This window comes from Micromonospora sp. LA-10, from assembly GCF_051853095.1.
Classification (GTDB): Bacteria; Actinomycetota; Actinomycetes; order Mycobacteriales; family Micromonosporaceae; genus Micromonospora; species Micromonospora echinospora_A.
Genome location: NZ_CP195710.1, coordinates 3,533,618 through 3,558,463, shown reverse-complemented (window position 1 = coordinate 3,558,463; position 24,846 = coordinate 3,533,618). Strand labels below are relative to the sequence as shown.

The window sequence follows — 24,846 nt, the reverse complement described above, 5'->3', positions numbered from 1 at the left end:
GGTCAGCGCGGCGCGCCGACCGGGGACGGCAGGATCAGCACGTCGTCCAGGTTCACGAACATGATCCGGTGGCCGAACTGGACCTGCACGTACCGGTTCTTCCCGCGTACCACGGTCCGGTCACCCGGGGCGGAACCGTCGAACGAGACCGCCCGGTAGTACTCGCCGGGCAGCACCCCGCCGACCGCGTACCGCTGGCCGGCGGCGAACGTGTACTGCAGCGGCGAGATGGTCTGGTACGGGATGGTGTCCGGGTAGGCGGCCTGCTCCGGGTAGGCGCGGCCGTACACCGGGATGGTGGCCTTCCCGGGCCTTGGGGTCACCACGAAGCCGGTCGCCCACTTGGCGGTGGGCGCGGAGGCCGGGTTGAGGAACCACGCCTTCTGGCCGAGGTACCAGATCGCCGTCCAGTCGCCCTGCCGGCCGGCGAGCGCGTACGTCTGGCCGGCGGAGGCGCGGGCGCCGTGGTCGGAGATGTACATGGTGTCCGGCGTGCCGTCCGGGCGCAGCCCGAGGTCGTTGACGAGCGGGGCGTCCGGGCTCGGCGCGGTCCGCAGGATCACCGCGGAGGAACCGCGCGACGGGCACGGCTCGGCCGGCGGCCGGGGCGTCGGGACGCCGGGCGGCTGCTGGTTGCAGCCGGTGAACGCGGGCCGGTTGGTGGCGAAGTCCGGGTCGATGGTGACCAGGCCGGTGCGCGCCGTGCCGGTGCCGCGGAACGGTGCCTTCATCAGGTCGAAGTAGTGCGACCAGTCCCAGTACGGTCCCGGGTCCCAGTGCATGCCGCCCACGTTGGCGGCGGTGATGCCGGGCACGTTGTCGTGGCCGATGATGTGCTGCCGGTCCATCGGGATGCCCAACTTCAGCGCCAGGTGGCGGACCAGCTTGGCGGAGGTGCGGTACATCGCCTCGGTGTACCAGGTGCCCTGGCCGGCGAAGCCCTCGTGCTCCAGGCCGATGGACTTGGCGTTGACGTACCAGTTGCCGGCGTGCCAGCCGACGTCCTTGGTCTTGATGTGCTGGGCGATGTAGCCGTCCACCGAGCGCAGCGTGTAGTGCCAGCCCAGGTAGTCGGCCCGCTTCACCAGGTCGACGCTCGGGCCGAAGTAGCCCTCGGTGTCGTGGATGACGATGTACTCGATCTTCTGCTGCTTCGGCCGGTCGCCCAGGTCGTGGTTGCCGTAGTCGCCCGGGTCGTCGCTGAGCTGCTCGTAGGGCGCGGGGATCCACTCGCAGGCCAGCCGCACCGGGCACTCCAGCCCGTCCGGTCGCTCGGCGTTGCGCAGGCCGAGGCGGGCCAGCCGGGAGCGGTCGGGCTTCGCGGCGGTGGCGGCGAGCGTGACCCGCTGGCCGTCGTCGGTGGTCCGGGTGGCGCCCTGGCCGAGCTGGTCGTAGACCTCGTCGGCGAAGGCCGCCGCCCCGTCGGCGGTGTCCGCGCCGGAGTAGCGGGCCACCGCGGCGTACCAGGCCGCCGGGTCGGTGCCGGCGCCGACCGGCCCGCCCAGAGCCTTCTGGTACGACGCCAGCAGCGCCGCGCCACCGCGGATGTTCGCCGCCGGGTCGGTCCGCAGCGTGCCCGCGTCGAGCCCGGTGAGCGCGGCGGCGGCGTCGAGCGTCTGGAGCGAGGCGCTCGGCAGCGGGGTCTCCCGCTTCGGGGCCGCAGCGGTGGCCGGGTCGAGCTTCAGCGGGCGGGAGTCGTCGCCGCGCGGGTCCTCGTCCTCGTCGACGTGGGCGCTGCCCGGTGTGGCGAGGATGTGCGCGGCGTCGGTCAGGTGCATCGGGCCGTAGCCGCCGCTGGTGCTGGGCTGCCCGGTGTGGGTGTCCCAGCGGGACTCCAGATAGGAGACACCGAGCAGTACATTCTGCGGCACGCCGTACTCGGCCGCGGCGGCGGCGTACTGTTGTTGGCGGTCGCCGGCGGGCGCTGTCGCGTCCGGCGCGGCGACCACCGGGCCGGTGGTCGCCAGCGCGGTGGCCGTGGCCACGGCGGCGGCGAGCAGTATTCGTCTGCCCGACGGCGGGGCGGAGAGGTGCATCGAACCTCCTGGACAGGGATGGGGGTCACTGCGTTCCCACCCTCACTCCGCGCACCCGCGAGGGTCAATACCTTTCCGCCAGGTAATCAAGATTGAAAGAAAATTTCGCCTCCGTGCGGGAGTGCGCCCGTCATTGCGTACGGAGTGTCACGCCGCTGGAAGTTGCGGATCGATAACGGTGGTCCCTACTCTGGTCAATCGTCGGCTGCATGTCTCACCGTCCAACCCGGTCGGTGACGGACCGACACCGCCGAGTCGCCCACGGGCGAGCCGGGGAACCAGGTACCTGGGGTGAATCCGCAGCGCTGCTGCGGTAGGGCGGCTCCCTTCCCGCCCGAATCCGTCAGCTAACCCGGTAGGCGGTACTGAAGAAGGAGTACGGACGCCCGGTGGCACTCCATGCCCCGCGGCCGTCGTCGAGCCGGTCCACCGACCGGTCCAGCGCCGCGCCGCGTTCCCGCAGGTCCCGCTTCACCACCGCCCTCGCCGCGCTGGTCGGCACCGCCGTCGTTCTGACCGGCGGCGCCACCGCGGCACACGCCGAACCCTCGGTCACCGAGATCGAGGCCCAGATCGACCGCGACTGGAACAAGCTCGAACCGGTCATCGAGCAGGTGAACGCCGTACGCGAGCAGCTCGCCGCGCGGCGCAAGCAGGCCGACGCGCTCGGCCGCCAGATCGCACCCCTCCAGGCCCGGGTGGACGCCGCGCTCGGCCAGGTCGGCGGCCTCGCCGCCGACGCCTACAAGGGCGACAACCTCTCCACTGTCAACGTGCTGCTCGGCAGCCGCTCGCCCGGTGAGCTGGTCAACGGCCTGGAGCTGCTCGACCGCTTCGCGCACCGGCAGCACGAGCAGGTGCGCTCCGTCGCCGCGCTGCGCGACGAGCTGGCGGCGAAGAAGAAGCCGCTGGACGAGATGATCGCCGGCCTGGCGCGCACCGAGGCCCAGCTCGCGGCGAAGAAGAAGCAGATCGACGCCGAGATCGCCAAGCTGCAGAAGCTGCGGCTCAAGGTGTACGGCAAGGGCGGCGGCGGCCCGCTGCGCCCGGCGCCCTGCCCGGCCGGCTATCCCGGCGGCCCGGCCGGGGCGGCGGTGAAGTTCGCCTGCGCCCAGATCGGCAAGATCTACGTCTGGGGCGCCGCCGGCCCGGACCACTTCGACTGCTCGGGTCTGACCCTGGCGGCCTGGGCCAAGGGCGGGGTGTCGCTGCCGCACAACGCGCGCCAGCAGCATGCCGTGACGAAACGGATCAGCCGCGCCGACCTGCGCGCCGGTGACCTCGTCTTCTACTACAGCGACCTGCACCACGTGGCGATGTACGTGGGTGACGGCTGGGTGGTGCACGCCTCCCAGTCCGGCAAGCCCATCACCATGAAGCGGGTCGACGACGGCGACATCAACAGCTACGGCCGGCCCGGCTGAGGTGTAAGGAAGGGCCCCCTCTTAACGCCTCCGGTAGAGGAGGGGGCCCTTCTTAACAACTGCGGACGCCGTCAGCGCGTCGGCCAGGTGCGCCAGCTCTGCCAGGAGCGGCTCGGCGTCGGGCCGCGCTGCCCCTGGTAACGCGACCCGTAGACGGCCGAGCCGTACGGGTGCTCGGCCGGCGAGGAGAGCCGGAAGATGCAGAGCTGGCCGATCTTCATGCCGGGCCAGAGCGTGATCGGCAGGTTCGCCACGTTCGACAGCTCCAGCGTGACGTGACCGGAGAAGCCCGGGTCGATGAAGCCGGCGGTCGAGTGGGTCAGCAGACCCAGCCGACCCAGGCTCGACTTGCCCTCCAGTCGGCCGGCGAGCTGGTCGCCCAGCGAGATCACCTCGAGCGTGGAGGCGAGCACGAACTCGCCCGGGTGCAGCACGAACGGCTGCCCCTCCGGCACCTCCACCATCGAGGTCAGGTCGTCCTGCTGGATTGACGGGTCGATGTGTGTGTAGAGGTGGTTGTTGAAGACCCGGAACAGCCGGTCCAGGCGTACGTCGATGCTCGACGGCTGCACCAGCGTGGGCTCGAAGGGCTCCAGCGCAAGCGTGCCGGCCTTGATCTCGGAGACCAGGTCGCGGTCGGAGAGCAGCATCGGAACACCATAGCGACCGGTATGGGTGACCTGCGTGTCGCACTACATCTTCGTACACGTGTTCGATAGGATGTCCGCATGGCTTCCTGGTCCGAATTCGCCGCCGACGAGCCCCGCCTCGCCGACGAGATCCGCCTCCTGATGCAGCAGTACGGGCCGGGCTTCGGCTACCTCGCCACGGTCCGCGCCGACGGCGGCCCCCGCGTCCACCCGGTCTCCCCGGTGATCACCGACGACGGCCTCTGGTGCTTCGTCATCGACTCGCCCAAGCGCCGCGACCTCGAACGCGACGGCCGCTACGCGCTGCACTCGTTCCCGCCGGAGGAGAGCGACGACGAGGCGTACATCGCGGGGCGCGCGCGGCCGGTGACCGACCCGGCCACAGTGACCCGTCTGGCCCGGATCGCCCGGGCGTCGCCGCATGGCGACTGGCGGCTGTTCGAGTTCACAGTCGAGGCGGCGATGCTGACCCGGCGCGACCCGGTGGCCCAGCCCGGCGCCGCCCCGCCGCAGGTGCGGGTGTGGCTCGACCCGCTCGGAGCCGAACCGGCCCGGCGTGAGCCGGTGACCGCGGAGGGCCGGCGCGGTCGGCACGGCTTCGACACCCGCCGCCCGGCCGCCTGACCACAAACCCGAAACGAACGGTGCCGGCCCCGTCCGAGGACAGGGCCGGCACCGGTACGTGGTGCGAGGCGGTCAGGCCGCGCGGTAGGCGTTCCACGCGGTGAGCATGCGGCTCGCCTGGCCGGCGGTGAACTGGTACATGCAGGAGTCGTACGTGTAGTCCATGAAGTTGGTGATCGGGTCCTTGCCGGCGGTCGAGCAGGTGTCGCGGCCGGTCGGGCACTGGTACGCCGGGGACGCCTCGGCCGGGGTGTCGGAGACGCTGTCGCCCGAGCCGGAGCAGCCGCCCTGGAAGGTGTGGTAGAGGTTCAGCCAGTGGCCGACCTCGTGCGTGCCGGTGTCGCCCTGGTTGTAGTTGGTCGACGTGCCGCCGGGCAGCGACTCGCTGAGCACGACCACGCCGTCCATCTTGTCCAGCGTCCGCTTCGGGAACGTGGCCCAGCCCAGCAGGCTGTCGCTCAGTTCGCCGAGGTAGATGTTCAGCGTGTTCTTGCCGCCCTCACGCAGCGAGGTCTTCATCGAGCGCTCGGCGGAGGAGCCCTGCACGATCGGGTACCACGACGGGTTCGTCACCCGGTTGATCTTCGTGAGCTGGAACCCGAAGGCGGTGGCGGCGCCGCCGGTCGAGCCCGCGTACGACTGGTTCAGCACGGTGATCTGCTGGTTGATCATCGAGTCCGGGATGTTGCCGCCGGCCCGGGTGCTGTTCTCCTGGATGACGTGCACGACGACCGGGATCGTCACGGTGGCCAGCGGGGTGACGGCGCCGGCCCGGAAGCTGGCCCGCTCGCGCTGCGCCGCGGCGAGGTCGGCCTCCCGGTCCTGGACCTGCTTGGCGGTCAGGTGGTTGGGGTCGAGCTTGGCGTTGCCGCCCTTCGCGACGCGGGCGTTCGCGTGCTCGTCGGCGTGGGCGTCAGCAGGCTCGGCGCAGACGCCGGCCGGGGCGGCCGAGAAGGCCGAAGCAGCGGGGACGACGCCGACGGCGGCGGTGCTGAGCAGCAGCGCGAGGGTCGACGTCGCGACACCGGCGGTACGCCGGGTCAGCAGGTTGGGACGGAGTCCCATGGGCCCACCTCTTTCTGACGGCGTGGCAGGGGGTGTGTCACGCCGGTGCGGAAACGTGGGGCAGACGTTACAACCCATCGACGCATTTGAGAATGGCCATACGTTTCCGACGTGCAACTTCGTGCCTGCCGGCTCCGGTGGGTGCTTGATCCACTCCAGCTCGGGGAGGTGGCGGGGTCAACCGGCCGCCGATGCCGCCACCTCGCCGAGGTGGCGCGCGGGCACCTGGATACACGGGGGTGGGGGCCTTCAGGTAGAGTGGTGCCGCCTGCGGGTGTAGTTCAATGGCAGAACATCAGCTTCCCAAGCTGACAGTGCGGGTTCGATTCCCGTCACCCGCTCCACGCGAGAGGCCCTGGTCAGGATGTGTCCTAGCCAGGGCCTTCGGCGTTCCGTACTGTCCGGACGACCGTTTACTCAGTCCGAGCGGGGATCATGGCGAATCCGCCTTCGAGGACTCCGGAGGCATGCCTGCCGAAGAGAATGATCTTACAGTGGGGACGCGGCGGGGGCGTGCAGCAGATCAACGAGCGTCTGGCGGAGGTGGCCGATTGGCTTCGCCGACGACAGACCGGCTTGCCGTCCTGCTCGACTGGGACGCGTCGACGGAGATGGAGATCGACTGGCCAGCCCTCACGGAGGCGGCCGGCCATCCCTTTCCGGAGGACTACCGACGCTTCGTCGAGCGCTTCCCGCACGGCCTCATCGGCGTCCTGAAGGTGCTTCATCCTTCCTGCTGGGGCGTACCGGACTTCCTCCAGTACGCGCGGAACTGGCACGACGTGATGAACGAGAAGACGGACGAAGGAGGCTTCCCCTACCACTTCGGCACCTCCCCGGGAGACCTCCGGGTGTGGGGAACCGTGAACCTCGACTACCTGCTCTGCTGGCATCTCGACGACGTCCGGCCCGACCGGTGGCCGACGGTGGTCTGCGATACCGCCCTGACAGACCCGCTCGAGCGCTACGCCGGCACCGCCACCGAGTTGCTTGTCGACCTCGCTGAACTGAGGAACCCGGTGCCGCTGATCGGCTACGTGACGGAGATCGAGGGGGCACCCTTCAGGTTCTCCCGGGACGAGTAGGCAGGCCTGGTGGCGGCGATGAGTTGCGGGTCGTTGACGGGTCTGAGGGGGGAAGAGCGGAAAACGGAGGAGCAGACCCATGGGTACCTTGATCGTGAACGAGTTCCTGACCCTCGACGGCGTGGCGCAGGCGCCCGGCGAGCCCGACGAGGACCGTGAGGGCGGCTTCAGCCACGGCGGCTGGCAGATGCCGCTGCTGGACGACGAGTCCGGCGCGGTGATGTTCCAGCAGGCGAGCAGCATGGACGCGCTGCTGCTGGGCCGCAAGACGTACGACATCTTCGCCGGCTACTGGCCGAAGGCGCCCGAGGAGATCCCCTTCACCGGCCTGCTGAACGGTGTGCCCAAGTACGTGGCCAGCCGAACTCTCACCGAACCGCTGGCCTGGGCGAACTCGACGCTGGTGAGCGGCGACCTGGCCGAGCGGGTGACCGAGATGAAGGCCCGCCACGAGAAGGTGCACGTGATCGGCAGCCTCGACCTTGTGCAGTCGCTGCTGCGCGCCGGCCTCGTGGACCGGCTCAACCTGTGGGTGTACCCGGTGCTGCTCGGCACCGGCAAGCGGCTGTTCGGCGCGGGGACGGTGCCGAGCGCGCTGCGGCTCACCGAGTCGGTCACCCACGCCCACGGCACGCTCCAGCTGACATACGAGCCGGCCGGCGCGCCCGCCTACGGGAACGCGGCCGCGTAGGGCGCTTCGAGGTCGAGCACGTGCCGCAGGCCGGGCTCCCCGGCCAGCACCACCGGACCGTCGGGTACGAATCCGGCACGCTTGAGCACCGCCAGGGAGGCCGGGTTCGCCAGCGCCGCCGAGGCGACCAGCCGGCGCAGCCCGTACTCGGTGCGGGCCAGTGCGCAGACGCGCCGTACGCCGTCCCGGGCGAGCCCGCGCCCGGCGGCGCGTTCGGCCACCCGGTAGCCCAGCTCGGCGCTGCCGTCGGTCACGTCGACCAGGTTGAACCGTCCGAGCACGGCGCCGTGGTCGCCGACCAGCACGTGGAAGTGGCAGGTGCCGCGGTCCTGTTCGTCCAGCAGGGCCGCGTGCCGGGCGGCGTACCGGGTGAAGAAGTCGTCGCCCCGGTCGGGTACGTGCCGGGCGAAGTACGCCCGGTTCTCCCGCTCGAACCGCAGCACGGCGGGTGCGTGGTGAGCGGCGAGTCGTTCCAGCTCCGGCATCGGGCCAGGTTAGGCGTCGGCCGGGTAGGAGCGCAGTTCGATTGTGTTGCCGTCCGGGTCGCGGACGTAGATCGAGGTGCCGGTGCCGCGCGCGCCGAAGCGCGGTACCGGGCCGGTCAGAACCGTGAACACCCCGGAGTCGATGACCCGCTGCCAGTCGACCGGCTCGACCACCAGGCAGAAGTGGTCCACGTTGGACCCGTCCGGGTCGCCCTCGACCAGGTCGATGATGGTGCCGGCGTCGACCCGTACGGACGGGAAGGGTGCCTCGCCGGCCCGCCACCTGTCGACCCGCACCGGGGCCAGCCCGAGCGTGCCGCAGTAGAAGCCGAGGGAGCGCTCGACGTCGCTCACCGAGAGCACGAGATGGTCGAATCCGGTCACCATCACGAGATCGTTGCGCATGTCGTCAACCCTGGCCCGGCGCGGCGGCGGGACCAACCCCCGATCGCACTACGATCGTTTACTCACGGGCAACGACGGAGGCGCCTTGTGCTGGAGCGGTACGAGATCGAGACGTTCCTGACGCTGGCCGGGGAACTGCACTTCGGGCGGACCGCCGAGCGGCTGCGGGTGAGCACCGGACGGGTCAGTCACGTGGTGCGCAAGCTGGAACGCCGCATCGGCGCGCCGCTGTTCGAGCGCACGAGCCGGGTCGTCCGGCTCACCCCGATCGGCGCCCGCCTGGCCGAGGAGATGCGCCCGCTGGTGGCCGGCATCGAGGAGGCGGTGCAGCGGGCCGTTGATGCCGGGCGTGGGCTCACCGGCGAGCTGCGGGTGGCGTACGTCGGCGAGTCGACAGCGCCGGTGCTGCTGCGCGCGGTGGCCCTGTTCACCGAGCGTCACCCGGACTGTGAGGTGCACGTGCACGAGGCGCCGCTGGCCAGCAGCCGGTCGAGCCTGCTGGACGGCACTATCGACGTGCTGATCGCCTCGTACCCCTTCGACGGCATGGCGAACGGCCCGGTGCTGATGCGCGAGGGCCGGGTGCTCGCGGTGGCCGCGGGCCATCCGCTGGCGGCGGAGGAGTCGGTGTCGCTGGAGGTGCTCGGCGACCATCCGGTGGTGCAGTACCCGGCGGTGACGTCGGCGGCGTTCAAGCAGGACCGCACGCCGGACCGCACCCCGTCCGGCCGTCCGGTGCCGAAGGGCCCGGTGGGCGGCAGTTTCTCCGAGATGCTGGCGCTCGTCGCGCTGGGGCGCGGGGTGCTGCCGGTGGGCGAGCAGAGCTGCCGGTTCTACGCCCGCCCGGACGTGGCCTACGTGCCGATCCACGACGCGCCGTCGATCTGTCGCGGTCCGGTGTGGCCGGCCGGGAACACCACTTCCCGGGTACGCGAGTTCGTCCGCGCGGCGGCCGACGCCAACCCGCTGCCGCCGGACTGACGTCGTACCCGGCTGGCAGCATCGGCGGGATGCGGGACGAGATCCGGGCAATGGTCGAGGAGTTGACACCGGGGGACGAGCAGGAGGCGCGGCACCGGGCGGCGGCACTGACCTGGCTGGCCGGCACGGAGGACATCTTCCGCCGGGCCAAGCCGCGTACGCCGTCGCCGCATCTGGTCGCGTACTTCCTGCTCCGCGACCCGGCCGACGGCGCGGTGCTGCTTGTCGACCACCGCCTCGCCGGGATGTGGCTGCCCAGCGGCGGGCACGTCGAGCCGGGCGAGCACCCGGCCGACACGGTGTGCCGCGAACTGCGGGAGGAGTTGGGCGTGGCGGCGGTCTTCGCGCCGCCGTACGGCGAGCGCCCGGCGTTCCTCACCGTCACCGGGACGGTCGGCCCGCCCGAGCACCGGCACACCGACGTGAGCCTCTGGTACGTGCTGTCCGCCCGCCGTGACCAGCGGTTCACGCCCGATCCGGTGGAGTTCGCCGGCATCCGCTGGTGGACGCCGGCCGAGGTGAACGAGGCGCCGACCGGCACGATCGAGCCGCATCTGGGCCGGATGCTGACCAAACTGGCGGCAGCGACGCCTTGACCCGTCCCCTGCGGCAAAGCCCAGCGTGGTCGGTGCCGGTCGCGGTGACCGGCACGAGGAGCGCGAGGGAGGGCACGTGCGACTGCTGACCATCGGCGCGTTCGCCCGCGCGACCGGCCTGAGCGCCAAGGCGCTGCGCATCTACGACGACTGCGGGCTGCTGCCCCCGGCCGCTGTGGACCCGCACTCGGGCTACCGCTACTACGCGCCGGAGCAGGCGGACCGGGCGCGGCTGATCGCCGGGCTGCGCCGGGCCGGGATGCCGCTGGCCGAGATCCGTACCGTCTGCGGCCTGCCGCCCGTTGCCGCCGCCGAGGCGCTCGACGCCTGGTGGCGGCGGGTCAGCGCGGACACCGCGGCGCGCGGCCGGGCCGTCGCGCTCCTCGTCGACAGACTCAGCGAGAGGGGCACCACCATGTCCGAGACGACCTTCCGGTACGCGACGCGCTGCGAGACCGGCACGGTCCGCGACTCCAACGAGGACACCGCGTACGCGAGCGCCACGCTGCTCGCGGTCGCCGACGGCGTACGCGGTCCGGCCGGGTCCACTGCCAGCGCGGAGGCGGTGGACGCGCTGCGGCCGCTGGAGCGGACGGACGAGTCGCAGCCCGATCTGCTCGGCGCGCTGACGGACGCGGTGACCCGGGCCGACCGGGCGGTACGCGCGCACGCCACCGACGCCGATCAGCCCGCCACCACGCTGACCGCGATCGTGCGGCGCGGCAACCGGCTCGCGCTCGTGCACGTCGGGGACAGCCGGGCGTACCTGCTGCGCGGCGGCGAGCTGTCCCGGCTCACCCAGGACCACACGTACGTGCAGACGCTCGTGGACCAGGGGCGGCTCACCCCGGCCGAGGCGGGGGCGCATCCGCAGCGGGCGCTGCTGGCCCGGGCGCTCGGCGCGGGCGTCGAGGTGGAGGCGGATCTGGCGTTGCGTACCGCGCTACCCGGCGACCGCTACCTGCTCTGCTCCGACGGGCTCTCCGCCGTGGTGGAGCCGGGCGCGCTGCACGCCGCGCTGACCGAGGCGGACGATCCGGAGACCGCCGTCGAGCGCCTGGTCGAGCTGGCGTACGCGGCGGGCGCGCCGGACAACATCGCCTGCGTGGTCGCCGACCTGGCGGCGTGATCCCCGCGACCCGGGTCGGACTGTCCGGCCCGGGTCGTACCCTGGCGATCATGCGAATCGGCATCGTGATCCTGCCCGACCAGCGCTGGTCGGAAGCGCGTCGGCGGTGGGCCCAGGTGGACGAGTGGGGCTTCGACCACGCCTGGACCTACGACCACCTGGGCTGGCGTGACCTGGTCGACGGCCCGTGGTTCGACTCGTGGACGACGCTGACCGCGGCGGCCGGCGTGACGTCCCGGGTCAAGCTCGGGACGCTCGTGGCGTCGCCGAACTTCCGGCATCCGGCGGCGTTCGCCCGGCAGGTCACCGCGCTCGACGACGTCTCCGACGGCCGGGTGCTGCTCGGCCTGGGCGCGGGCGGCATCGGCTTCGACTCGGCGGTGCTCGGCGGCGAGACGCTGCCGCCCCGGCAGCGCGTCGACCGGTTCGCCGAGTTCACCGAGCTGCTCGACGCGATCCTGCGGGAGGACGGCACGACCTGGCGCGGGGAGTGGTTCACCGCCGTGGACGCCCGCAACAACCCGGGGTGCGTCCAGCAGCCCCGGGTGCCGTTCGTGGTGGCCGCGAACGGGCCCCGCTCGATGCGGCTGGTCGCCCGGTTCGGGCAGGGCTGGGTCACCACCGGGCTCGGCGGCGACGACATCGAGGCGTGGTGGGGCACGGTGGCGGAGCTGTCCGACCGGATGACGCGGACGCTGGAGCAGGCCGGCCGTGACCCGGCGACGCTCGACCGCTACCTGTCGCTGGACTCGGCGCCGGTGTTCTCGCTGGGCAGCGCCGACTTCCTCGCCGAGCAGGTGGCCCGGGCGGCCCGGCTGGGCTTCACCGACGTGGTGACGCACTGGCCCCGGGCCAGCAGCTGGTACGCCGGTGACGAGGCGGTGCTGGTGGAGGCGGCGGCGCTGCTGCCGGAGCTGCGCCGGGCCGGCTAGGTGCCGACGCTGCCTTCGGTGGAGACCACCCGGAACCGGAGGCAGACGACGGCTGTGTCGTCGGTGACCGGGGTGCCCTGCCGGGCCCAGTAGGCGGCGTGGCCCTCGCGCCACTCCTCGATCGACCGGTCGCCTTCGCCCTCGGCGCGGGCGAACTCCCACGGCACGTCGGCGAAGCGCACCACCTCGACGCCGGTGACCTCGATCACGGCGACGAAGGCGTCGTTGTCGTCGACGAGCACCAGCCGCTCGCCGACGTGCTCCAGTTCCTCGCCCTCCTCGTCGTACTCCTGGACCAGACCGGCGGTGGCGGTCTTCACGCCGGAGAGCACGAGGGTGTTGAGTCGGGTGCGCAGCTCACCGGGCGTGCCGAGGGCGAGCGCGCGCAGTCCACCGATGCGGGGCCACATGCCGCCGACGCTACGGCACGGCACTGCCGTCGCTCACCCGGATTGCCGGCGTCTCACGGCAGCTGGTCGCCGGTGAGCAGGGCGCGCAGCCTCAGCCGCTCGCGTACCTCGGGCGGGCAGGTCGCGACCAGCGCGGCGGCGCCGATCAGGTCGGCTCCGGCGTCCCGCACGACCCGGCACAGCGCGTCCAGTTGCGCGCCGGTGTCAACCCAGTCGTCCACCAGCAGCACCCGGTCACCGGGGCCGAGCCGCCGGCCGTCCACGCCGACCCGCAGCCGTCGTCCCCGGTAGTCGGGGGGTGTGTCGGCCCAGCGCGTCGGCCCGGCCCGGCGTCGCTCGCCACCGTCCTTGTACGCGGGCAGGAACCCGGCGCCGGCGGCGACCGCGACGAGCGGGCCGAGCAGCAGCCCGGTCACCTCGGGCGCGATGACGACGGTCGGGCGGGCGGCCGGATGGAGCCCGGCGAGCGCGGGGCCGACCTGGGCGAGCACCTCGGGGTCACGCCACCAGCCGGAGATGTCGCTGACCAGGTGGGTGCTGCCCGGCCCGGGGTCGATCCACCGGAACAGCTCGACCAGGCGACGGTTCAGCACGGTTTCCATCCTCGCGGATCGGTGGGCCGTTCGGCCGATCGACTGTGGCGTGAACGGCTACACGTACCGGGGTAAATGCGGGCATAGCACCATGATCACGTTGACTTCGGAAGTGCTTCTCTCGTTACGGTCCGGGCCGGTTTGTTCAGTTGACGAAAGGACCGGGCCGGTGGCTGCTAGGCACCTTCGTACCCGCAAGTTCTCCTCGCCCGCCGCCATCGCCGCGACCGCGGCGGTCGGCGTGGCGCTCGCGGTCGGCGGTACCGTCGGCGCCGTGCGGCTCACCTCCGCCGAGCCGCCCGCCGAGCCGGCCGTGGTCGAGACGCTGCCCAGCACGCCCGCCCCCACCTCGGCCGCCCCCTCGCCGAGCGCGTCGCCCTCGCCGACCGCGAGCGTCAGCCCGTCGCCGAAGGCCACCGCGAGCCCGAAGTCGAGCCGCACCCAGGCGGCCTCCCGGAGCAAGGCCCGGACCGCCTCCCCGTCGCCGACGGCGAAGAAGACGAGCAGCCCGAAGGTCGTGGACAGCGGCTCGTGCGGCGCGTCCTTCTACGCCGAGGGCCAGATGACCGCGAACGGCGAGTCGTTCAACCCGAACGCGCTGACCGCCGCGCACAAGACGCTGCCGTTCAACACCAAGGTCCGGGTCACCAACCCGGACAACGGCAAGTCGGTCGTGGTGCGGATCAACGACCGTGGCCCGTTCATCGAGGGCCGCTGCCTGGACCTGTCCCGAGCCGCGTTCGCGTCCATCGCCGCCACCGGTCTCGGTCACATCCAGGTCCGGTACGAGGTCCTCGGCTGACCGTCCACTCGGCCAGAACTTCCACGGCCGACGGGCCAGGTTCATTCTCCCGTTCACGTCCATCAGGCATGCTGTCCGATGTACGCACGCAACCCTTCCAGTCGGGCCCCCGCCCGCTGAGCCCCGGATCCCGCGCCGGCCTCGGCGCGGCCCTCGGGCTGCTCGCGATCGTGGTCGCGGCGGAACTGGCCGACGGGCGTCCGGCGCACTATCTGGCCCTGATGGTCGTCGCGCCGTTCCTCGCGGCGGCGCTGGCGTCCTGGCGGGTGGTGCTCGCGGTGGGTGGCCTGGCCACCGCCGTCGGCGTCGCCTTCGCGCTCGTCGAGCGGGGCACCCCGCTGGTGACCGCCGTCAACGTGACGGCCATCGCGGTGGCGACGGCCGTGGCCGCGGCCACCGCGGCGGTACGCCAGCGGCAGGTGGACCGGATCGCGGAGCTGTCCCGGCTCGCCTCGGTCGCCCAGCAGGCGGTGCTGCGCCCGCTCGGTCCGCAGGTCGGCACGCTCGCGGTGGCCGCCCGGTACATCTCCTCCACCGCGACCGCAGAGATCGGCGGCGACCTGTACGAGGCGATGGACACCCCGTACGGCGTCCGCATGATCATCGGTGACGTCCGGGGCAAGGGGCTGGACGCGGTCCGCCTGGCCAGCATCGTGCTCGGCTCCTACCGGCACGTCGCGTACGAGCGGGCCGACCTGCGCGCGGTGGTCACCGACCTGGACCGGGCGGTGGCCCGCAACGTCGGCGACGAGGACTTCGTCACCGCGGCGCTGGTCGAGGAGCGCGGAGGCACGCTCACCATCGTCAACTGCGGGCACCCGCCGCCGCTGCTGCTGCGCCGGGGCGCGGTGATCCCGCTGGAGCCGCCCGCGCCCGCTCCGCCGCTCGGCTTCATGCCGGTGGTCCGGCCCCGCGTGGAGCGGCTGGAGCCGGGCGACCGGCTGCTGCTGTTCACCGACGGGCTGGGCGAGGCGCGGCGGGACGGCGAGTTCTTCCCCACCGCCGACCGGGCCTGGCGGCTGCTCGGCCACGGCACCGTCGCCGACGGGCTGGCCTCGCTGGAGACCGCCCTGGTCGAGTGGGTGCACGGCCGGCTCGACGACGACATCGCGCTGGTCCTGATGGAGTACGCCGGCCCGTACAGCGCCACCGCGACGCCGGTGCCGAGCTGGGAGGTCGGCGCCGCCGACGGATGAACGGGAAGTGTGTAATCGCTGTCACTTCCGAGATCCGCTTGTCGTTGCCTACCGGTGAGTAATACAGTCTGGAGTTACTGATCGGTAACACCTGTCCGGAAGCGGGGCCAGCGAGCATGACCCACTACAAGAGCAACGTGCGGGACCTCGAGTTCAACCTGTTCGAGGTATTCGGGGCGGACCGGACGCTCGGCCAGGCTCCGTTCACGGACCTGGACGTCGACACCGCCCGCAGCTTCCTCGGCGAGGTCGACCGTCTCGCCCGCGAGGACCTGGCTGCCAGCTACACGGACAGCGACCGCAACCCGCCGGTCTTCGACCCGGCGACGTTCACCGCGCCGCTGCCGGAGTCGTTCAAGAAGTCGTACAAGGCGTTCATGGACTCCGAGTTCTGGCGCCTCGACCTGCCGGAGGTCCTGGGCGGCACCAACGCCCCGCGCGCCCTCTGGTGGTCGCTCGCCGAGCTGGTGCTCGGCGCCAACGCCCCGATCTGGATGTACGCCTCCGGCCCGTCCTTCGCCCACGTGCTGCACGTCGAGGGCACCGAGGAGCAGAAGAAGTGGGCCCGGCTCTTCATCGACAAGCAGTGGGGCTCGACCATGGTCCTCACCGAGCCGGACGCCGGCTCGGACGTGGGCGCCGGCCGCACCCGGGCGATCCAGCAGCCGGACGGCTCGTGGCACATCGAGGGCGTGAAGCGCTTCATCACCTCCGGTGAGCACGACCTGAGCGACAACATCGTCCACTACGTGCTGGCCCGTCCGGTCGGCGTCGAGGGCGTCGGCGGCCCGGGCACCAAGGGCCTGTCGCTGTTCGTCGTGCCGAAGTACCACTTCGACGCCGAGACCGGCGAGCTGGGCGAGCGCAACGGCGTCTACGCCACCAACGTCGAGCACAAGATGGGCCTGAAGGTCTCGAACACCTGCGAGGTGACCTTCGGCGAGCACGGCGTACCGGCCAAGGGCTGGCTGCTGGGCGAGAAGCACGACGGCATCCGCCAGATGTTCATGATCATCGAGTACGCCCGGATGCTTGTCGGCACCAAGGCGATCGCCACGCTCTCCACCGGCTACCTGAACGCCCTGGAGTACGCCAAGAACCGGGTGCAGGGCGCCGACCTCACCCAGATGGCCGACAAGACCGCGCCTCGGGTGACCATCACCAACCACCCGGACGTGCGCCGCTCGCTGCTGCTGCAGAAGTCGTACGCCGAGGGCCTGCGCGCGCTCGTCTGCTACACCGCGACCTGGCAGGACAAGGTCACGATCGCCGAGGCGGCCGGTGACGAGAAGGCCACCAAGCTGGCCAAGCGCGTCAACGACCTGCTTCTGCCGCTGGTCAAGGGCGTCGGTTCGGAGCGGGCGTACGAGATGCTCGGCCACGAGTCGCTCCAGACGTACGGCGGCTCCGGCTTCCTCCAGGACTACCCGCTGGAGCAGTACGTCCGGGACGCCAAGATCGACACCCTGTACGAGGGCACTACCGCGATCCAGAGCCTCGACCTGATCTTCCGGAAGATCGTCCGGGACAACGGCAAGGCCCTGATGGCGGTCGCCGCCGAGATCCAGGAGCACATCGCCTCCGAGGCCGGCAACGGCCAGCTCAAGGAGGAGCGTCAGGCGCTCGGCAAGGCGCTCGCCGAGATCCAGAACATCCTCGGCGTGATGACCGGCTGGCTGGGCGAGGCCCAGGGCGGCGACACCCGCGCGCTCTACAAGGTCGGCCTGAGCAGCCGCCGGTTCCTGCTGGCGATCGGCGACCTGGTGGTCGGCTGGCTGCTCCAGAAGCAGGCGGACGTGGCCCTCAAGGCGCTGGCCGGCGAGGTTTCCGCGGCCGACAAGTCCTTCTACACCGGCAAGGTCGCCGCCGCCCGGTTCTTCGCCCGCGAGGTGCTGCCCCGCATCGGCGCCGACCGGCGGATCATCGAGGGCACCGACCTGGAGATCATGGACCTCCCGGAGGAGGCTTTCTGAGCCCTTCCGGGGGTTTCCTCCCCTGAAGCGTCACTCTCCCCCTCATGACGACGGCCGGCGGGCACCAGCCCGCCGGCCGTCGTCGTGCGTGCGCCCCGGGTGGATAGGCGGGCCGGTGGCGGGTAACCGTCGCGGACCACGACCGGAGTACGCCCAAGGCCATCGCACGGGGGAGTGCAGCGCACATGGGCATTGGTAGCGCCATCTTTCTCATCGCGCTCGGCGCGATCATGACCTTCGCCATCCGGGCCAACGTCTGGTGGATCGACCTGCGCGCGGTCGGCTGGGTCTTCATCCTGGCCGGACTGGGCGTCCTGCTGACCACGCTGTGGTTCTGGCAGGACCGCCGCAAGCGGGCCCGCACGCTCATCGTGGAGGAGAACCGGCTCTCGCATCCGACAGCGATGATGCCGCCGCCGCCCGACCCGCCGCCGCCGACGGCCCCGCCGTCCTGACGCTGCGTCTCAGCGGCCGATCCGGTCCAGCTCGGCGAGGTCGTCGCCGGAGAGGGCCAGCCCGGCGCCGGCGATGTTCTCGCGCAGATGCGCGACGGACTTGGTGCCGGGGATCAGCAGGATGTTCGGGGAGCGCCGCAGCAGCCAGGCCAGGGCGACGCCCATCGGCGTCGCCCCGAGGCGCCCGGCCACTGCCGACAGCGCCGAGGACTGCAACGGGGTGAACCCGCCGAGCGGGAAGTACGGCACGTAGGCGACGCCCTGCCGGGCCAGTTCGTCGATGAGGTCGTCGTCGTCCCGGTGGGCCAGGTTGTACCGGTTCTGCACGCAGACGATCGGCGTGATGGTCTGTGCCTCGGTGACCTGTTCCCGCGTCACGTTGCTCAGGCCGAGGTGGCGGATCAGCCCCTCCTGCTGGAGCGCGACGAGCGTCTCCAGCGGCTCGGCGAGCGAGCCGGGCTGCGGCCCGGTGGCGTCGCCGAGCCGCAGGTTGACCAGGCCCAGCGAGTCCAGGCCGAGCGTCTCCAGGTTCTCCCGGACCTGCCGGCGCAGGCTCTCCGGGTCGCGTGCGGTGGGCCAGCCGCCCTGCTCGTCCCGGTCCGCGCCGACCTTGGTGACGACGTGCAGCGACTCCGGGTACGGGTGCAGCGCCTCCCGGATCAGCCGGTTGGTCACGTACGGCCCGTACGCCGCGCTGGTGTCGATGTGGGTGACGCCGAGCGCGACCGCCTCGCGCAGCACCGCGACGGCGCCCTCGTGATCCGCCGGTGGTCCCATGACCCACTGGCCGGCGAGCTGCATCGCGCCGTAGCCGAACCGGGTCACGGTCAGGTCGCCCAGCGTCCAGGTGCCGCCGGGAAGGGTGGTGGGGGCCATTCGTGTACCTCTGGCTCTCGTCCGTTCGTGCTCCGCAGGGTCGCGGTGCCGGTTTCCACTATCGGCGTGTAACTTTCGGACGGGAAGTAGGCACCTGAAAGTGCGTAGCTCACCAGGCGGCAGGAGCACAGATGAGCAAGGCGGAGTACGACGCGTTCCTGGCCCAGTGCCCCAGCCGGCAACTGCTCGACCGGATCACCGACAAGTGGGTCACGCTGGTGCTGGCCGCGTTGCGCAGCGACGGCTCGCACCGGTTCGGGGCGGACTGCGCGGGCGAGCCGCGCCCCAGGCGATACTCCGAGCTGTTCCGCACGCTCCCCGGCGTCAGCCAGAAGATGCTCACCCAGACGCTGCGCGCCCTGGAACGCGACGGCATGGTCACCCGCACCGTGGAGCCGACAGTGCCGGTGACAGTCACCTACGAGCTGACCGACCTCGGGTTCTCCCTGCACGAGACGTGAAGTCCTGGGCGGAGGCGCACATGGACGACGTGCTCGCCCACCGGGCCGCGTACGACACCCGCGTCGGCTGAGCCTCAGGCGCGGGCGGTGTGGCGGCCGGTGATCGGCGCGGTCCCCGGCGCCAGGTCGGCCCAGCGGGTCGTCGGGCGGTGCACCACCAGGTCGGTGGTCCGCAGCCCGTCCGGGTCGGCCCGCTGCGGGTCGAGCAGCGCCGACAGCAGGGAGATCCCCGGGTTGTGGGCGACCAGCAGCACCGTGCCGGCGGTCGGCTCGACGGTCCACAGCAGCTCCAGCAGCTGATCCGGAAGCGCGTCGTACGCGGTCGGCTCGTACCGCACCGCGGGCGCCGAGCCCGCCGGACCGGCTTCCGTCGGGGAACCGCTCATGCCCATCGCCACGTCGTGCCAGGTCTGCCGGGTACGCCGGGCCGGCGAGCAGAGGACCACGTCGGGAAGCAGCCCGTGCCGGGCCAGCCAGGCGCCGGCGGTGGCGGCGTCGGCGTGCCCCCGCGCCGTCAGCGACCGCTCCACGTCCGGGGCGTCCCCGGACGGCTCGGCCTTGGCGTGCCGCAGCAGCACCAACGTCCGCTGCCCGTTTCTGCCGTCCGTCATACCGCCCAGCTTGCCTGATTGACGATCAAAGCGCCTGGGTATGTCGATGTGTGCCGCTACCTGATCCATGGCCGCGGCGGGCAGAAAACGCCAGCAGGACGCCAAGGAGGCGACGTCATGGGCATCGGTGCCAGCATCTTCCTCATCGCGCTCGGCGCGATCTTCGCGTTCGCCGTCGACGCCAACCTGGGATGGCTGAACCTCAACGTGGTGGGCTGGGTCCTCATGCTCGCCGGCGTCGCCGGCCTGCTCACCACGCTCTACTTCTGGAACAGCCGTCGCCGCGTCGTGGCCGCCCCGGTACGCGAGCGGGTCGTCGCCGAGCCGGTCGCGCCGGTGCGGGAGGACCGCGTCGTACGCGAGGAGTACCGCGAGGTGCGTGGTCCAGGCTCGGGCTATCCGGTCTGACCCGCACCCCCCGAACCCGAGGGCCCCGCAACGGCGCGGGGCCCTCGCGCATGTCCGGAGCCGGTCCGGCGCGACTCAGCGCGGTGCGGCCCGGCTCAGGCGAACAGCGCGAAGTAGATCGCGATGTGGTGGCAGATCGCCGCGACGAGCGTGCAGGCGTGGAAGAACTCGTGGTGGCCGAAGACCGTGGGCCACGGGTTCGGGCGGCGCAGCGCGTAGAAGACCGCGCCCACGCTGTAGATCGCGCCGCCCACGGCCAGCAGTACCAGCGCGGTGACGCCGCCGGAGTGCAGGATCTGCGGCAGCATGGCCACCGCGACCCAGCCGAGCGCGAGATAGAGCGGGGCGGAGACCCAGCGCGGCGCGTGCGGCCAGATCAGCTTCACCGCCACGCCCGCGATCGCGCCGCCCCAGACCAGGCTCAGCATGATCGTGGCCTGCCGGGTGTCCAGCAGCAGCGTGCAGAAAGGCGTGTAGGTGCCGGCGATGAACACGAAGATCATCGAGTGGTCCATCCGGCGCATGATCTGGTAGCCGCGTTCGGACCAGACCCGCCGGTGGTAGAGCGCGCTGGTGCCGAAGAGCCCGCACACGGTGAAGCTGTAGATCAGACAGCTCACCAGTGGTGCCCAGCCGGGACGGCCGGCGGCGATCGAACAGAGCACGATGCCGCAGACGAGAGCGGCGAAGAACGCGTACGCGTGCAGCCAGCCGCGCATGCGCGGCTTCCCGATGTCGGCCGGCCGGAGCCGGAACGGTGCGGATGTGGTCACCTCAACAGGTTACGACGGCGTAGGTTACTTGCAAGTAGTGTGGACCGTCACGTCAGCCGACGGGAGGATGACCGGATGCGGATCCGGCCGGTCGGAACCCATGCCCTGCTGCTCGACTGCGACGACCCCGAGCAGGTCGAGGCGTGGCGGGCCGAACTGTGGCACCGGCGCGCGAGCGGCGAGCTGACCGCCACCGAGATCGTCCCGGGCGCGGTCACCGTGCTGCTCGACGGCGTACCGGACCCGGAGGCGGCCGCCGACCGGATCGCCGGCTGGCACCCCCGGACCGCCGGCCCCGGCGCGGCCACCGCCGAGGTGCGGGTGCCGACCGTGTACGACGGCGAGGACCTGCCGCGAGTCGCCGCCCACTGGGACACCGACGTGCCCGCCGTGGTCGACCGGCTGCGGCGTACCGAGTTCCGGGTCGCGTTCTGCGGGTTCGCGCCCGGGTTCGCGTACCTGACCGGACTGCCGCCCGAGCTGGCGGTGCCCCGGCTCGCCACGCCGCGTACCCGGGTGCCGGCCGGCTCGGTCGCGCTCGCCGGCCCGTACGCGGGCATCTACCCGGCCGCGTCGCCCGGCGGCTGGCTGCTCGTCGGCCGGACCGACCTGCCGCTGTTCGACGTACGCGCCGACCCGCCGGCCCGGCTCACCCCCGGCACCCGGGTCCGGCTGGTCGACGCGCCGTGATCGAGGTGCTGCGGGCCGGGGCGCTCACCACGGTGCAGGACCAGGGCCGCCCCGGCTGGGCGCACCTCGGCGTGCCCCGCTCCGGCGCGCTCGACCCGGCCGCGCTGCGCCTGGCCAACCGGCTCGTCGGCAACGGCGGGCACGCCGCCGGGCTGGAGATCACCATGACCGGCTGCGTGCTGCGCTTCACCCGGGCGGTAGCTGTCGCGCTCACCGGCGCCCCCGCCGACGTGGTCGTCGAGTGGCCGCCGCCCGGCGCGCGGCGGCGTCCGGGGGACGTGGGACGGCCGCTGGCGCTGCCGGCCGGGGCGGTGCTGCGCGTCGGGCCGGCCCGGGCCGGGGTACGCACCTGGCTGGCGGTGAGCGGCGGGATCACCGTCGAGCCGGTGCTCGGCAGCCGATCCACCGACACGCTCTCCGGGCTCGGGCCGCCACCGCTGCGCGACGGAGATTGGCTGCCGCTCGGCACCCCGGACGGTCCCCCGCCCCCGGTCGACCTCACCGTCCCCCAGCCGGTCCCGGACGAACTGCGGCTCGCCGTGCGTCCCGGCCCCCGGCAGGACTGGTTCACCCCGCAGGCGCTGGACCTGCTGTGCGGCACTGCGTACACCGTGAGCCCGGACAGCAACCGGGTCGGCGCGCGGCTGGCCGGCGCGGCACTGCCCCGCGCGGTGGCCGGCGAGCTGCCCAGCGAAGGACTGGTGCTCGGCGCGGTGCAGGTTCCGCCGGACGGTCGGCCGCTGGTCTTCCTGGCCGACCACCCCACCACCGGCGGTTACCCGGTCGTCGGAGTGGTGGACGACGTGACCCCGCTCGCCCAGGCCCGGCCAGGCGCTACGGTGACGTTCCATGGACCTCAACGCTGACCTCGGCGAGGGATTCGGAAGCTGGCGGCTCGGCGACGACCACGCGCTGCTCGACCTGATCAGCTCCGCGAACGTGGCCTGCGGCTTCCACGCCGGCGACGCGCCCACCATGCACCGGGTCTGCGCCGCCGCCGCCGAACGCGGCGTCGCTGTGGGCGCGCAGGTCGGCTACCGGGACCTCGCCGGCTTCGGCCGGCGGCACATCGCGTACGACTTCGCCGAGCTGCGCGACGAGACGATCTACCAGCTCGGGGCGCTGGACGCCTTCTGCCGGGTGTACCGCACCCGGGTCCGCTACCTCAAACCGCACGGCGCGCTCTACCACGCGGCCGCCCGCGACGAGGCCCAGGCCGCCGCGCTGGTGGCCGCGATCAGCGGGTACGACCACGAGCTGCCCGTGCTCTGCCAGCCCGGCAGCGTGCTCGCCCAGCTCGCGACCGGCGCCGGCCTGCGGGTGGTGGCCGAGGGCTTCGCCGACCGCAACTACCTGCCGAACGGCACGCTGGTGCCGCGCAGCTCACCGGACGCGCTGGTGACCGACCCGGAGCAGGTCGCCGTCCGGGCGGTACGGATGGCCGTCGAGCAGACCCTGGTCGCCGTGGACGGCACGGTGATCCCCTGCCCGGTCGAGTCGATCTGCCTGCACGGGGACACGCCGGGGGCGGTGCGGTGTGCGGAACTCGTGCGGGCCGCGCTCGTCGACGCGGGGGTCACGCTCACTCCGTTCGCGTGAAAGGAAGGGCCCCCTGTTAACGCCTCCGGTAGAGGAAGGGGCCCTTCTTAACACTCGCGGTCAGGCGTCCATCCCGCGCAGGACCAGCGGCACACGGGTCGCGCCGCCGGTGACCACCCGGACCGGCACGCCCCAGTCCTGCCGCGTCAGGTGGCAGGCCGCGTGCTCCACGTCGGCGTCGCACGTCGCCGCCTGGGCGGTCACCTGGAGCACGCCCTGCGCCACGTCGCCGCTGACCACCAGCCTGCGGGACAGGTCGGTGGTGGTGCCCGCGCCCTCGACCAGCAGCTCCGGCGGGGACGCCGAGACCACCAGGCGGGTCGACGGCCCGTACGTCTCGTCGAGCTTCTGCCCCGGCGCCGGCGTGAAGATCACGTCCAGGGTCAGCTCCCCGGCCGCCACGTCGGTCGGCTTGCGCTCCAGCCGGTGCCGGGGGCCGTCCACCGTGTTCGCCCCGGCCGAGGTCAGCGCGCCCGGCGCCAGCCGGGTCAGCCGGTGCGCGGCCGACTCGACCACGAGCACGTCGCCCTCGCCGGTGAGCACCAGGTCGCTCGGCTCGGCCAGCCCGTCCGCCACGGTGCCCAGCTGGCCGGTCTCCGGGTCGAAACGCCGCACCGCCCCGTTGTACGTGTCGGCGATCAGCACCGAGCCGTCGGGCAGCGCGCACACGCCCAGCGGGTGCTGAAGCAACGCCTGGTCGGCCGGGCCGTCGACGTGCCCGAAGTCGAACAGGCCTTGACCGACGGCGGTGTGCATCACGCCGTCAGAGACCCAGCGGATCGCGCTGGTCTCGCTGTCGGCCACCCAGAGGCGGGTGCCGTCGGCCGAGACCGACAGCCCGGACGGCTGGGCCATCCACACGTCCGGCAGCGGGCCGTCGCGCAGCGCCTCGACCGTGGTTCCGGCGTACATGCCGGCGGTCCGCTTGATCGGGTCGAACCACCAGAGCTGGTGGATGCCGGCCATCGCGACGATCACCCGGTCGTCGTACCAGGCCACGTCCCACGGGGACGACAGGTCGACGGCGCGGGCGTCGTGCGCGTGGTCGTCGACCGTCGAGCGCCACTGCCGCCCGGTGCCCGCGACCGTGACCACCTCGCCGGAGGACAGCCGTACGCCGCGCAGCAGGTGGTTGACCGTGTCCGCGACGACCACGTCGTAACCGGCGACCTCGGCCACGTGCGGCGGCAGCAGGCAGAGCCCCTGCGGCTCGGCGAACGTGGCGGCGGAGGCCGGGCCGTCCGTCCGGCCCCGGGAACCGGCGCCGATGCGCCGGACCACGGTCTCGCCGTCGGCGGCCAGCTCGACCAGTGAGTGCCGGGCCGAGTCGCTGACCAGCAGGTTGCCGCCGTCGAGCGGCAGCGCCTTGCCGGGGAACCGCAGCACGGTGTCCGGCTCGGCCGGCGGCACGTACGGGCCCTCGCCCCGGTGCAGCGTGCCCTTGGCCTCGTGGGCGGCGATCAGCTCGTCGATCAGCCGGGCCAGACCTTCGGCGTGCCCCTCGCCGGCCATGGTGGCGACCACGTAGCCCTCCGGGTCGAGCACGGCCAGGGTCGGCCACGCCTTGGCCGCGTACTGCTGCCACATGTCCATGTCGGCGTCGTCGAGCACCGGGTGGTGCACGCCGTACCGTTCGACGGCCGCGGCCAGCGCCGCCGGGTCCTTCTCGTGCTCGAACTTCGGCGAGTGCACCCCGATCACGACCAGGACGTCGCCGTACTTCTCTTCGAGCGGGCGCAGCTCGTCCAGCACGTGCAGGCAGTTGATGCAGCAGAACGTCCAGAAATCCAGCAGGACGATCTTGCCTCGCAGGTCGGCCAGCGTGACGGCCTTGCCGCCGGTGTTCAGCCAGGCCCGACCCCGCAGTTCCGGTGCCCGTACGCGCGCGCTCATGCC

At 72.3% G+C, this 24,846-nt stretch carries 27 protein-coding genes, 1 tRNA gene, 1 pseudogene and 1 riboswitch; of the genes and pseudogenes, 18 read left to right on the top strand and 11 right to left on the bottom strand.

Annotated features, from left to right (window positions below):
- Positions 1–2: 2 nt before the first annotated feature.
- Positions 3–2,036 carry an N-acetylmuramoyl-L-alanine amidase gene (locus ACSDG8_RS16845; RefSeq protein ID WP_210895592.1) on the bottom strand — a complete coding sequence of 678 codons (2,034 nt, stop codon included), beginning with the start codon at positions 2,034–2,036 and terminating at the stop codon, positions 3–5.
- 238 nt (positions 2,037–2,274) lie between these two features.
- A riboswitch (cyclic di-AMP (ydaO/yuaA leader) is annotated at positions 2,275–2,413 on the top strand.
- 12 nt (positions 2,414–2,425) lie between these two features.
- On the opposite strand from ACSDG8_RS16845, the gene ACSDG8_RS16840 reads away from it, so the two are divergent.
- A complete protein-coding gene (locus ACSDG8_RS16840) occupies positions 2,426–3,460 on the top strand; it encodes a C40 family peptidase (protein ID WP_210895593.1) in 1,035 nt (344 codons plus the stop codon).
- A 71-nt stretch (positions 3,461–3,531) separates the two neighbouring features.
- On the opposite strand, the gene dcd is transcribed toward ACSDG8_RS16840, so the two are convergent.
- Complete coding sequence (gene dcd / locus ACSDG8_RS16835) at positions 3,532–4,110, bottom strand: dCTP deaminase (RefSeq protein WP_013283324.1); 579 nt, start codon at positions 4,108–4,110, stop codon at positions 3,532–3,534.
- 78 nt (positions 4,111–4,188) lie between these two features.
- On the opposite strand from dcd, the gene ACSDG8_RS16830 reads away from it, so the two are divergent.
- Positions 4,189–4,734 carry a pyridoxamine 5'-phosphate oxidase family protein gene (locus ACSDG8_RS16830; protein WP_210895594.1) on the top strand — a complete coding sequence of 182 codons (546 nt, stop codon included), beginning with the start codon at positions 4,189–4,191 and terminating at the stop codon, positions 4,732–4,734.
- 72 nt (positions 4,735–4,806) lie between these two features.
- Here the strand turns inward: ACSDG8_RS16830 and ACSDG8_RS16825 are convergent, their stop codons facing one another.
- On the bottom strand, positions 4,807–5,799 hold the full coding sequence (locus ACSDG8_RS16825; protein WP_210895595.1) for a zinc metalloprotease: 993 nt from the start codon (positions 5,797–5,799) through the stop codon (positions 4,807–4,809).
- Positions 5,800–6,069: 270 nt separating this feature from the next.
- Here ACSDG8_RS16825 and ACSDG8_RS16820 point away from each other — a divergent pair.
- The 3 genes from ACSDG8_RS16820 to ACSDG8_RS16810 all read left to right on the top strand — a co-directional run bounded on the left by ACSDG8_RS16820 (position 6,070) and on the right by ACSDG8_RS16810 (position 7,575).
- A tRNA-Gly gene (locus ACSDG8_RS16820) sits at positions 6,070–6,143 on the top strand.
- 207 nt (positions 6,144–6,350) lie between these two features.
- Complete coding sequence (locus ACSDG8_RS16815; protein ID WP_210895596.1) at positions 6,351–6,884, top strand: hypothetical protein; 534 nt, start codon at positions 6,351–6,353, stop codon at positions 6,882–6,884.
- A 79-nt stretch (positions 6,885–6,963) separates the two neighbouring features.
- Positions 6,964–7,575, top strand: a complete 612-nt coding sequence (locus tag ACSDG8_RS16810) for a dihydrofolate reductase family protein (protein WP_210895597.1) — start codon at positions 6,964–6,966, stop codon at positions 7,573–7,575.
- Here the strand turns inward: ACSDG8_RS16810 and ACSDG8_RS16805 are convergent.
- Positions 7,554–8,060, bottom strand: coding sequence for a GNAT family N-acetyltransferase (locus ACSDG8_RS16805; protein WP_210895598.1), 507 nt, complete (start codon positions 8,058–8,060; stop codon positions 7,554–7,556). The genes ACSDG8_RS16810 and ACSDG8_RS16805 overlap by 22 nt on opposite strands.
- A gap of 9 nt (positions 8,061–8,069) precedes the next feature.
- Entirely contained in the window at positions 8,070–8,465 is a 396-nt protein-coding gene (locus tag ACSDG8_RS16800; protein ID WP_439427038.1) for a VOC family protein, read from the bottom strand.
- 87 nt (positions 8,466–8,552) lie between these two features.
- On the opposite strand from ACSDG8_RS16800, the gene ACSDG8_RS16795 reads away from it, so the two are divergent.
- The 4 genes from ACSDG8_RS16795 (at position 8,553) to ACSDG8_RS16780 (ending at position 12,103) form a co-directional block, all read left to right on the top strand.
- A complete protein-coding gene (locus ACSDG8_RS16795) occupies positions 8,553–9,446 on the top strand; it encodes a LysR family transcriptional regulator (protein ID WP_210895600.1) in 894 nt (297 codons plus the stop codon).
- A gap of 29 nt (positions 9,447–9,475) precedes the next feature.
- Positions 9,476–10,042: an NUDIX hydrolase gene (locus tag ACSDG8_RS16790; protein ID WP_210895601.1), complete on the top strand. Its 567-nt coding sequence runs from the start codon at positions 9,476–9,478 to the stop codon at positions 10,040–10,042.
- A gap of 76 nt (positions 10,043–10,118) precedes the next feature.
- Entirely contained in the window at positions 10,119–11,171 is a 1,053-nt protein-coding gene (locus ACSDG8_RS16785; RefSeq protein ID WP_210895602.1) for a MerR family transcriptional regulator, read from the top strand.
- Positions 11,172–11,221: 50 nt separating this feature from the next.
- Positions 11,222–12,103, top strand: a complete 882-nt coding sequence (locus tag ACSDG8_RS16780; RefSeq protein ID WP_210895603.1) for an LLM class flavin-dependent oxidoreductase — start codon at positions 11,222–11,224, stop codon at positions 12,101–12,103.
- Here ACSDG8_RS16780 and ACSDG8_RS16775 read toward each other — a convergent pair.
- Positions 12,100–12,513, bottom strand: coding sequence for an ASCH domain-containing protein (locus ACSDG8_RS16775; protein ID WP_210895604.1), 414 nt, complete (start codon positions 12,511–12,513; stop codon positions 12,100–12,102). The two genes, ACSDG8_RS16780 and ACSDG8_RS16775, sit on opposite strands and share 4 nt — an antisense overlap.
- Positions 12,514–12,566: 53 nt before the next feature.
- Positions 12,567–13,115: a phosphoribosyltransferase family protein gene (locus ACSDG8_RS16770; protein ID WP_210895605.1), complete on the bottom strand. Its 549-nt coding sequence runs from the start codon at positions 13,113–13,115 to the stop codon at positions 12,567–12,569.
- Between the two features lie 160 nt (positions 13,116–13,275).
- Between ACSDG8_RS16770 and ACSDG8_RS16765 the strand changes: the two genes are divergently transcribed.
- From ACSDG8_RS16765 to ACSDG8_RS16750, 4 genes are all read left to right on the top strand, one after another.
- A complete protein-coding gene (locus ACSDG8_RS16765; protein ID WP_210895606.1) occupies positions 13,276–13,908 on the top strand; it encodes a septal ring lytic transglycosylase RlpA family protein in 633 nt (210 codons plus the stop codon).
- A gap of 68 nt (positions 13,909–13,976) precedes the next feature.
- Positions 13,977–15,104 (top strand): PP2C family protein-serine/threonine phosphatase, encoded by a 1,128-nt coding sequence (locus tag ACSDG8_RS16760; protein WP_210895607.1) that lies wholly within the window; start codon positions 13,977–13,979, stop codon positions 15,102–15,104.
- 116 nt (positions 15,105–15,220) lie between these two features.
- Positions 15,221–17,077, top strand: a complete 1,857-nt coding sequence (locus ACSDG8_RS16755; RefSeq protein WP_210895608.1) for an acyl-CoA dehydrogenase — start codon at positions 15,221–15,223, stop codon at positions 17,075–17,077.
- Positions 17,078–17,262: 185 nt separating this feature from the next.
- The gene (locus tag ACSDG8_RS16750) at positions 17,263–17,532 is read left to right on the top strand and encodes a DUF6458 family protein (RefSeq protein ID WP_013283345.1); all 270 of its coding nucleotides are present in this window, start codon (positions 17,263–17,265) and stop codon (positions 17,530–17,532) included.
- A gap of 9 nt (positions 17,533–17,541) precedes the next feature.
- On the opposite strand, the gene ACSDG8_RS16745 is transcribed toward ACSDG8_RS16750, so the two are convergent.
- Positions 17,542–18,408, bottom strand: coding sequence for an aldo/keto reductase family oxidoreductase (locus tag ACSDG8_RS16745; RefSeq protein ID WP_210895609.1), 867 nt, complete (start codon positions 18,406–18,408; stop codon positions 17,542–17,544).
- A 131-nt stretch (positions 18,409–18,539) separates the two neighbouring features.
- Between ACSDG8_RS16745 and ACSDG8_RS16740 the strand changes: the two are divergent.
- Positions 18,540–18,940 (top strand): annotated as a pseudogene (locus tag ACSDG8_RS16740) (winged helix-turn-helix transcriptional regulator).
- A 3-nt stretch (positions 18,941–18,943) separates the two neighbouring features.
- Here the strand turns inward: ACSDG8_RS16740 and ACSDG8_RS16735 are convergent.
- The gene (locus ACSDG8_RS16735) at positions 18,944–19,480 is read right to left on the bottom strand and encodes a SixA phosphatase family protein (RefSeq protein WP_210895611.1); all 537 of its coding nucleotides are present in this window, start codon (positions 19,478–19,480) and stop codon (positions 18,944–18,946) included.
- Between the two features lie 117 nt (positions 19,481–19,597).
- Here ACSDG8_RS16735 and ACSDG8_RS16730 point away from each other — a divergent pair, with 117 nt between their 5' ends.
- Positions 19,598–19,888, top strand: a complete 291-nt coding sequence (locus ACSDG8_RS16730) for a DUF6458 family protein (RefSeq protein WP_073826882.1) — start codon at positions 19,598–19,600, stop codon at positions 19,886–19,888.
- Between the two features lie 95 nt (positions 19,889–19,983).
- On the opposite strand, the gene trhA is transcribed toward ACSDG8_RS16730, so the two are convergent.
- Entirely contained in the window at positions 19,984–20,661 is a 678-nt protein-coding gene (trhA, locus tag ACSDG8_RS16725) for a PAQR family membrane homeostasis protein TrhA (protein ID WP_210895612.1), read from the bottom strand.
- 75 nt (positions 20,662–20,736) lie between these two features.
- Between trhA and ACSDG8_RS16720 the strand changes: the two genes are divergently transcribed.
- Genes ACSDG8_RS16720 through ACSDG8_RS16710 form a run of 3 tightly spaced genes read left to right on the top strand, consistent with a single transcriptional unit; the run spans position 20,737 to position 22,950 of the window.
- Positions 20,737–21,351: a 5-oxoprolinase subunit B family protein gene (locus ACSDG8_RS16720; RefSeq protein ID WP_210895613.1), complete on the top strand. Its 615-nt coding sequence runs from the start codon at positions 20,737–20,739 to the stop codon at positions 21,349–21,351.
- Positions 21,348–22,217: a biotin-dependent carboxyltransferase family protein gene (locus ACSDG8_RS16715; RefSeq protein ID WP_210895614.1), complete on the top strand. Its 870-nt coding sequence runs from the start codon at positions 21,348–21,350 to the stop codon at positions 22,215–22,217. Before ACSDG8_RS16720 ends, ACSDG8_RS16715 begins: the two co-directional genes overlap by 4 nt.
- Positions 22,201–22,950, top strand: a complete 750-nt coding sequence (locus ACSDG8_RS16710; RefSeq protein WP_210895615.1) for a LamB/YcsF family protein — start codon at positions 22,201–22,203, stop codon at positions 22,948–22,950. The genes ACSDG8_RS16715 and ACSDG8_RS16710 overlap by 17 nt, the downstream gene beginning before the upstream one ends.
- Before the next feature lie 60 nt (positions 22,951–23,010).
- Here the strand turns inward: ACSDG8_RS16710 and ACSDG8_RS16705 are convergent, their stop codons facing one another.
- Positions 23,011–24,843, bottom strand: a complete 1,833-nt coding sequence (locus ACSDG8_RS16705) for an NHL domain-containing thioredoxin family protein (RefSeq protein ID WP_439427037.1) — start codon at positions 24,841–24,843, stop codon at positions 23,011–23,013.
- Between the last annotated feature and the right edge of the window lie 3 nt (positions 24,844–24,846).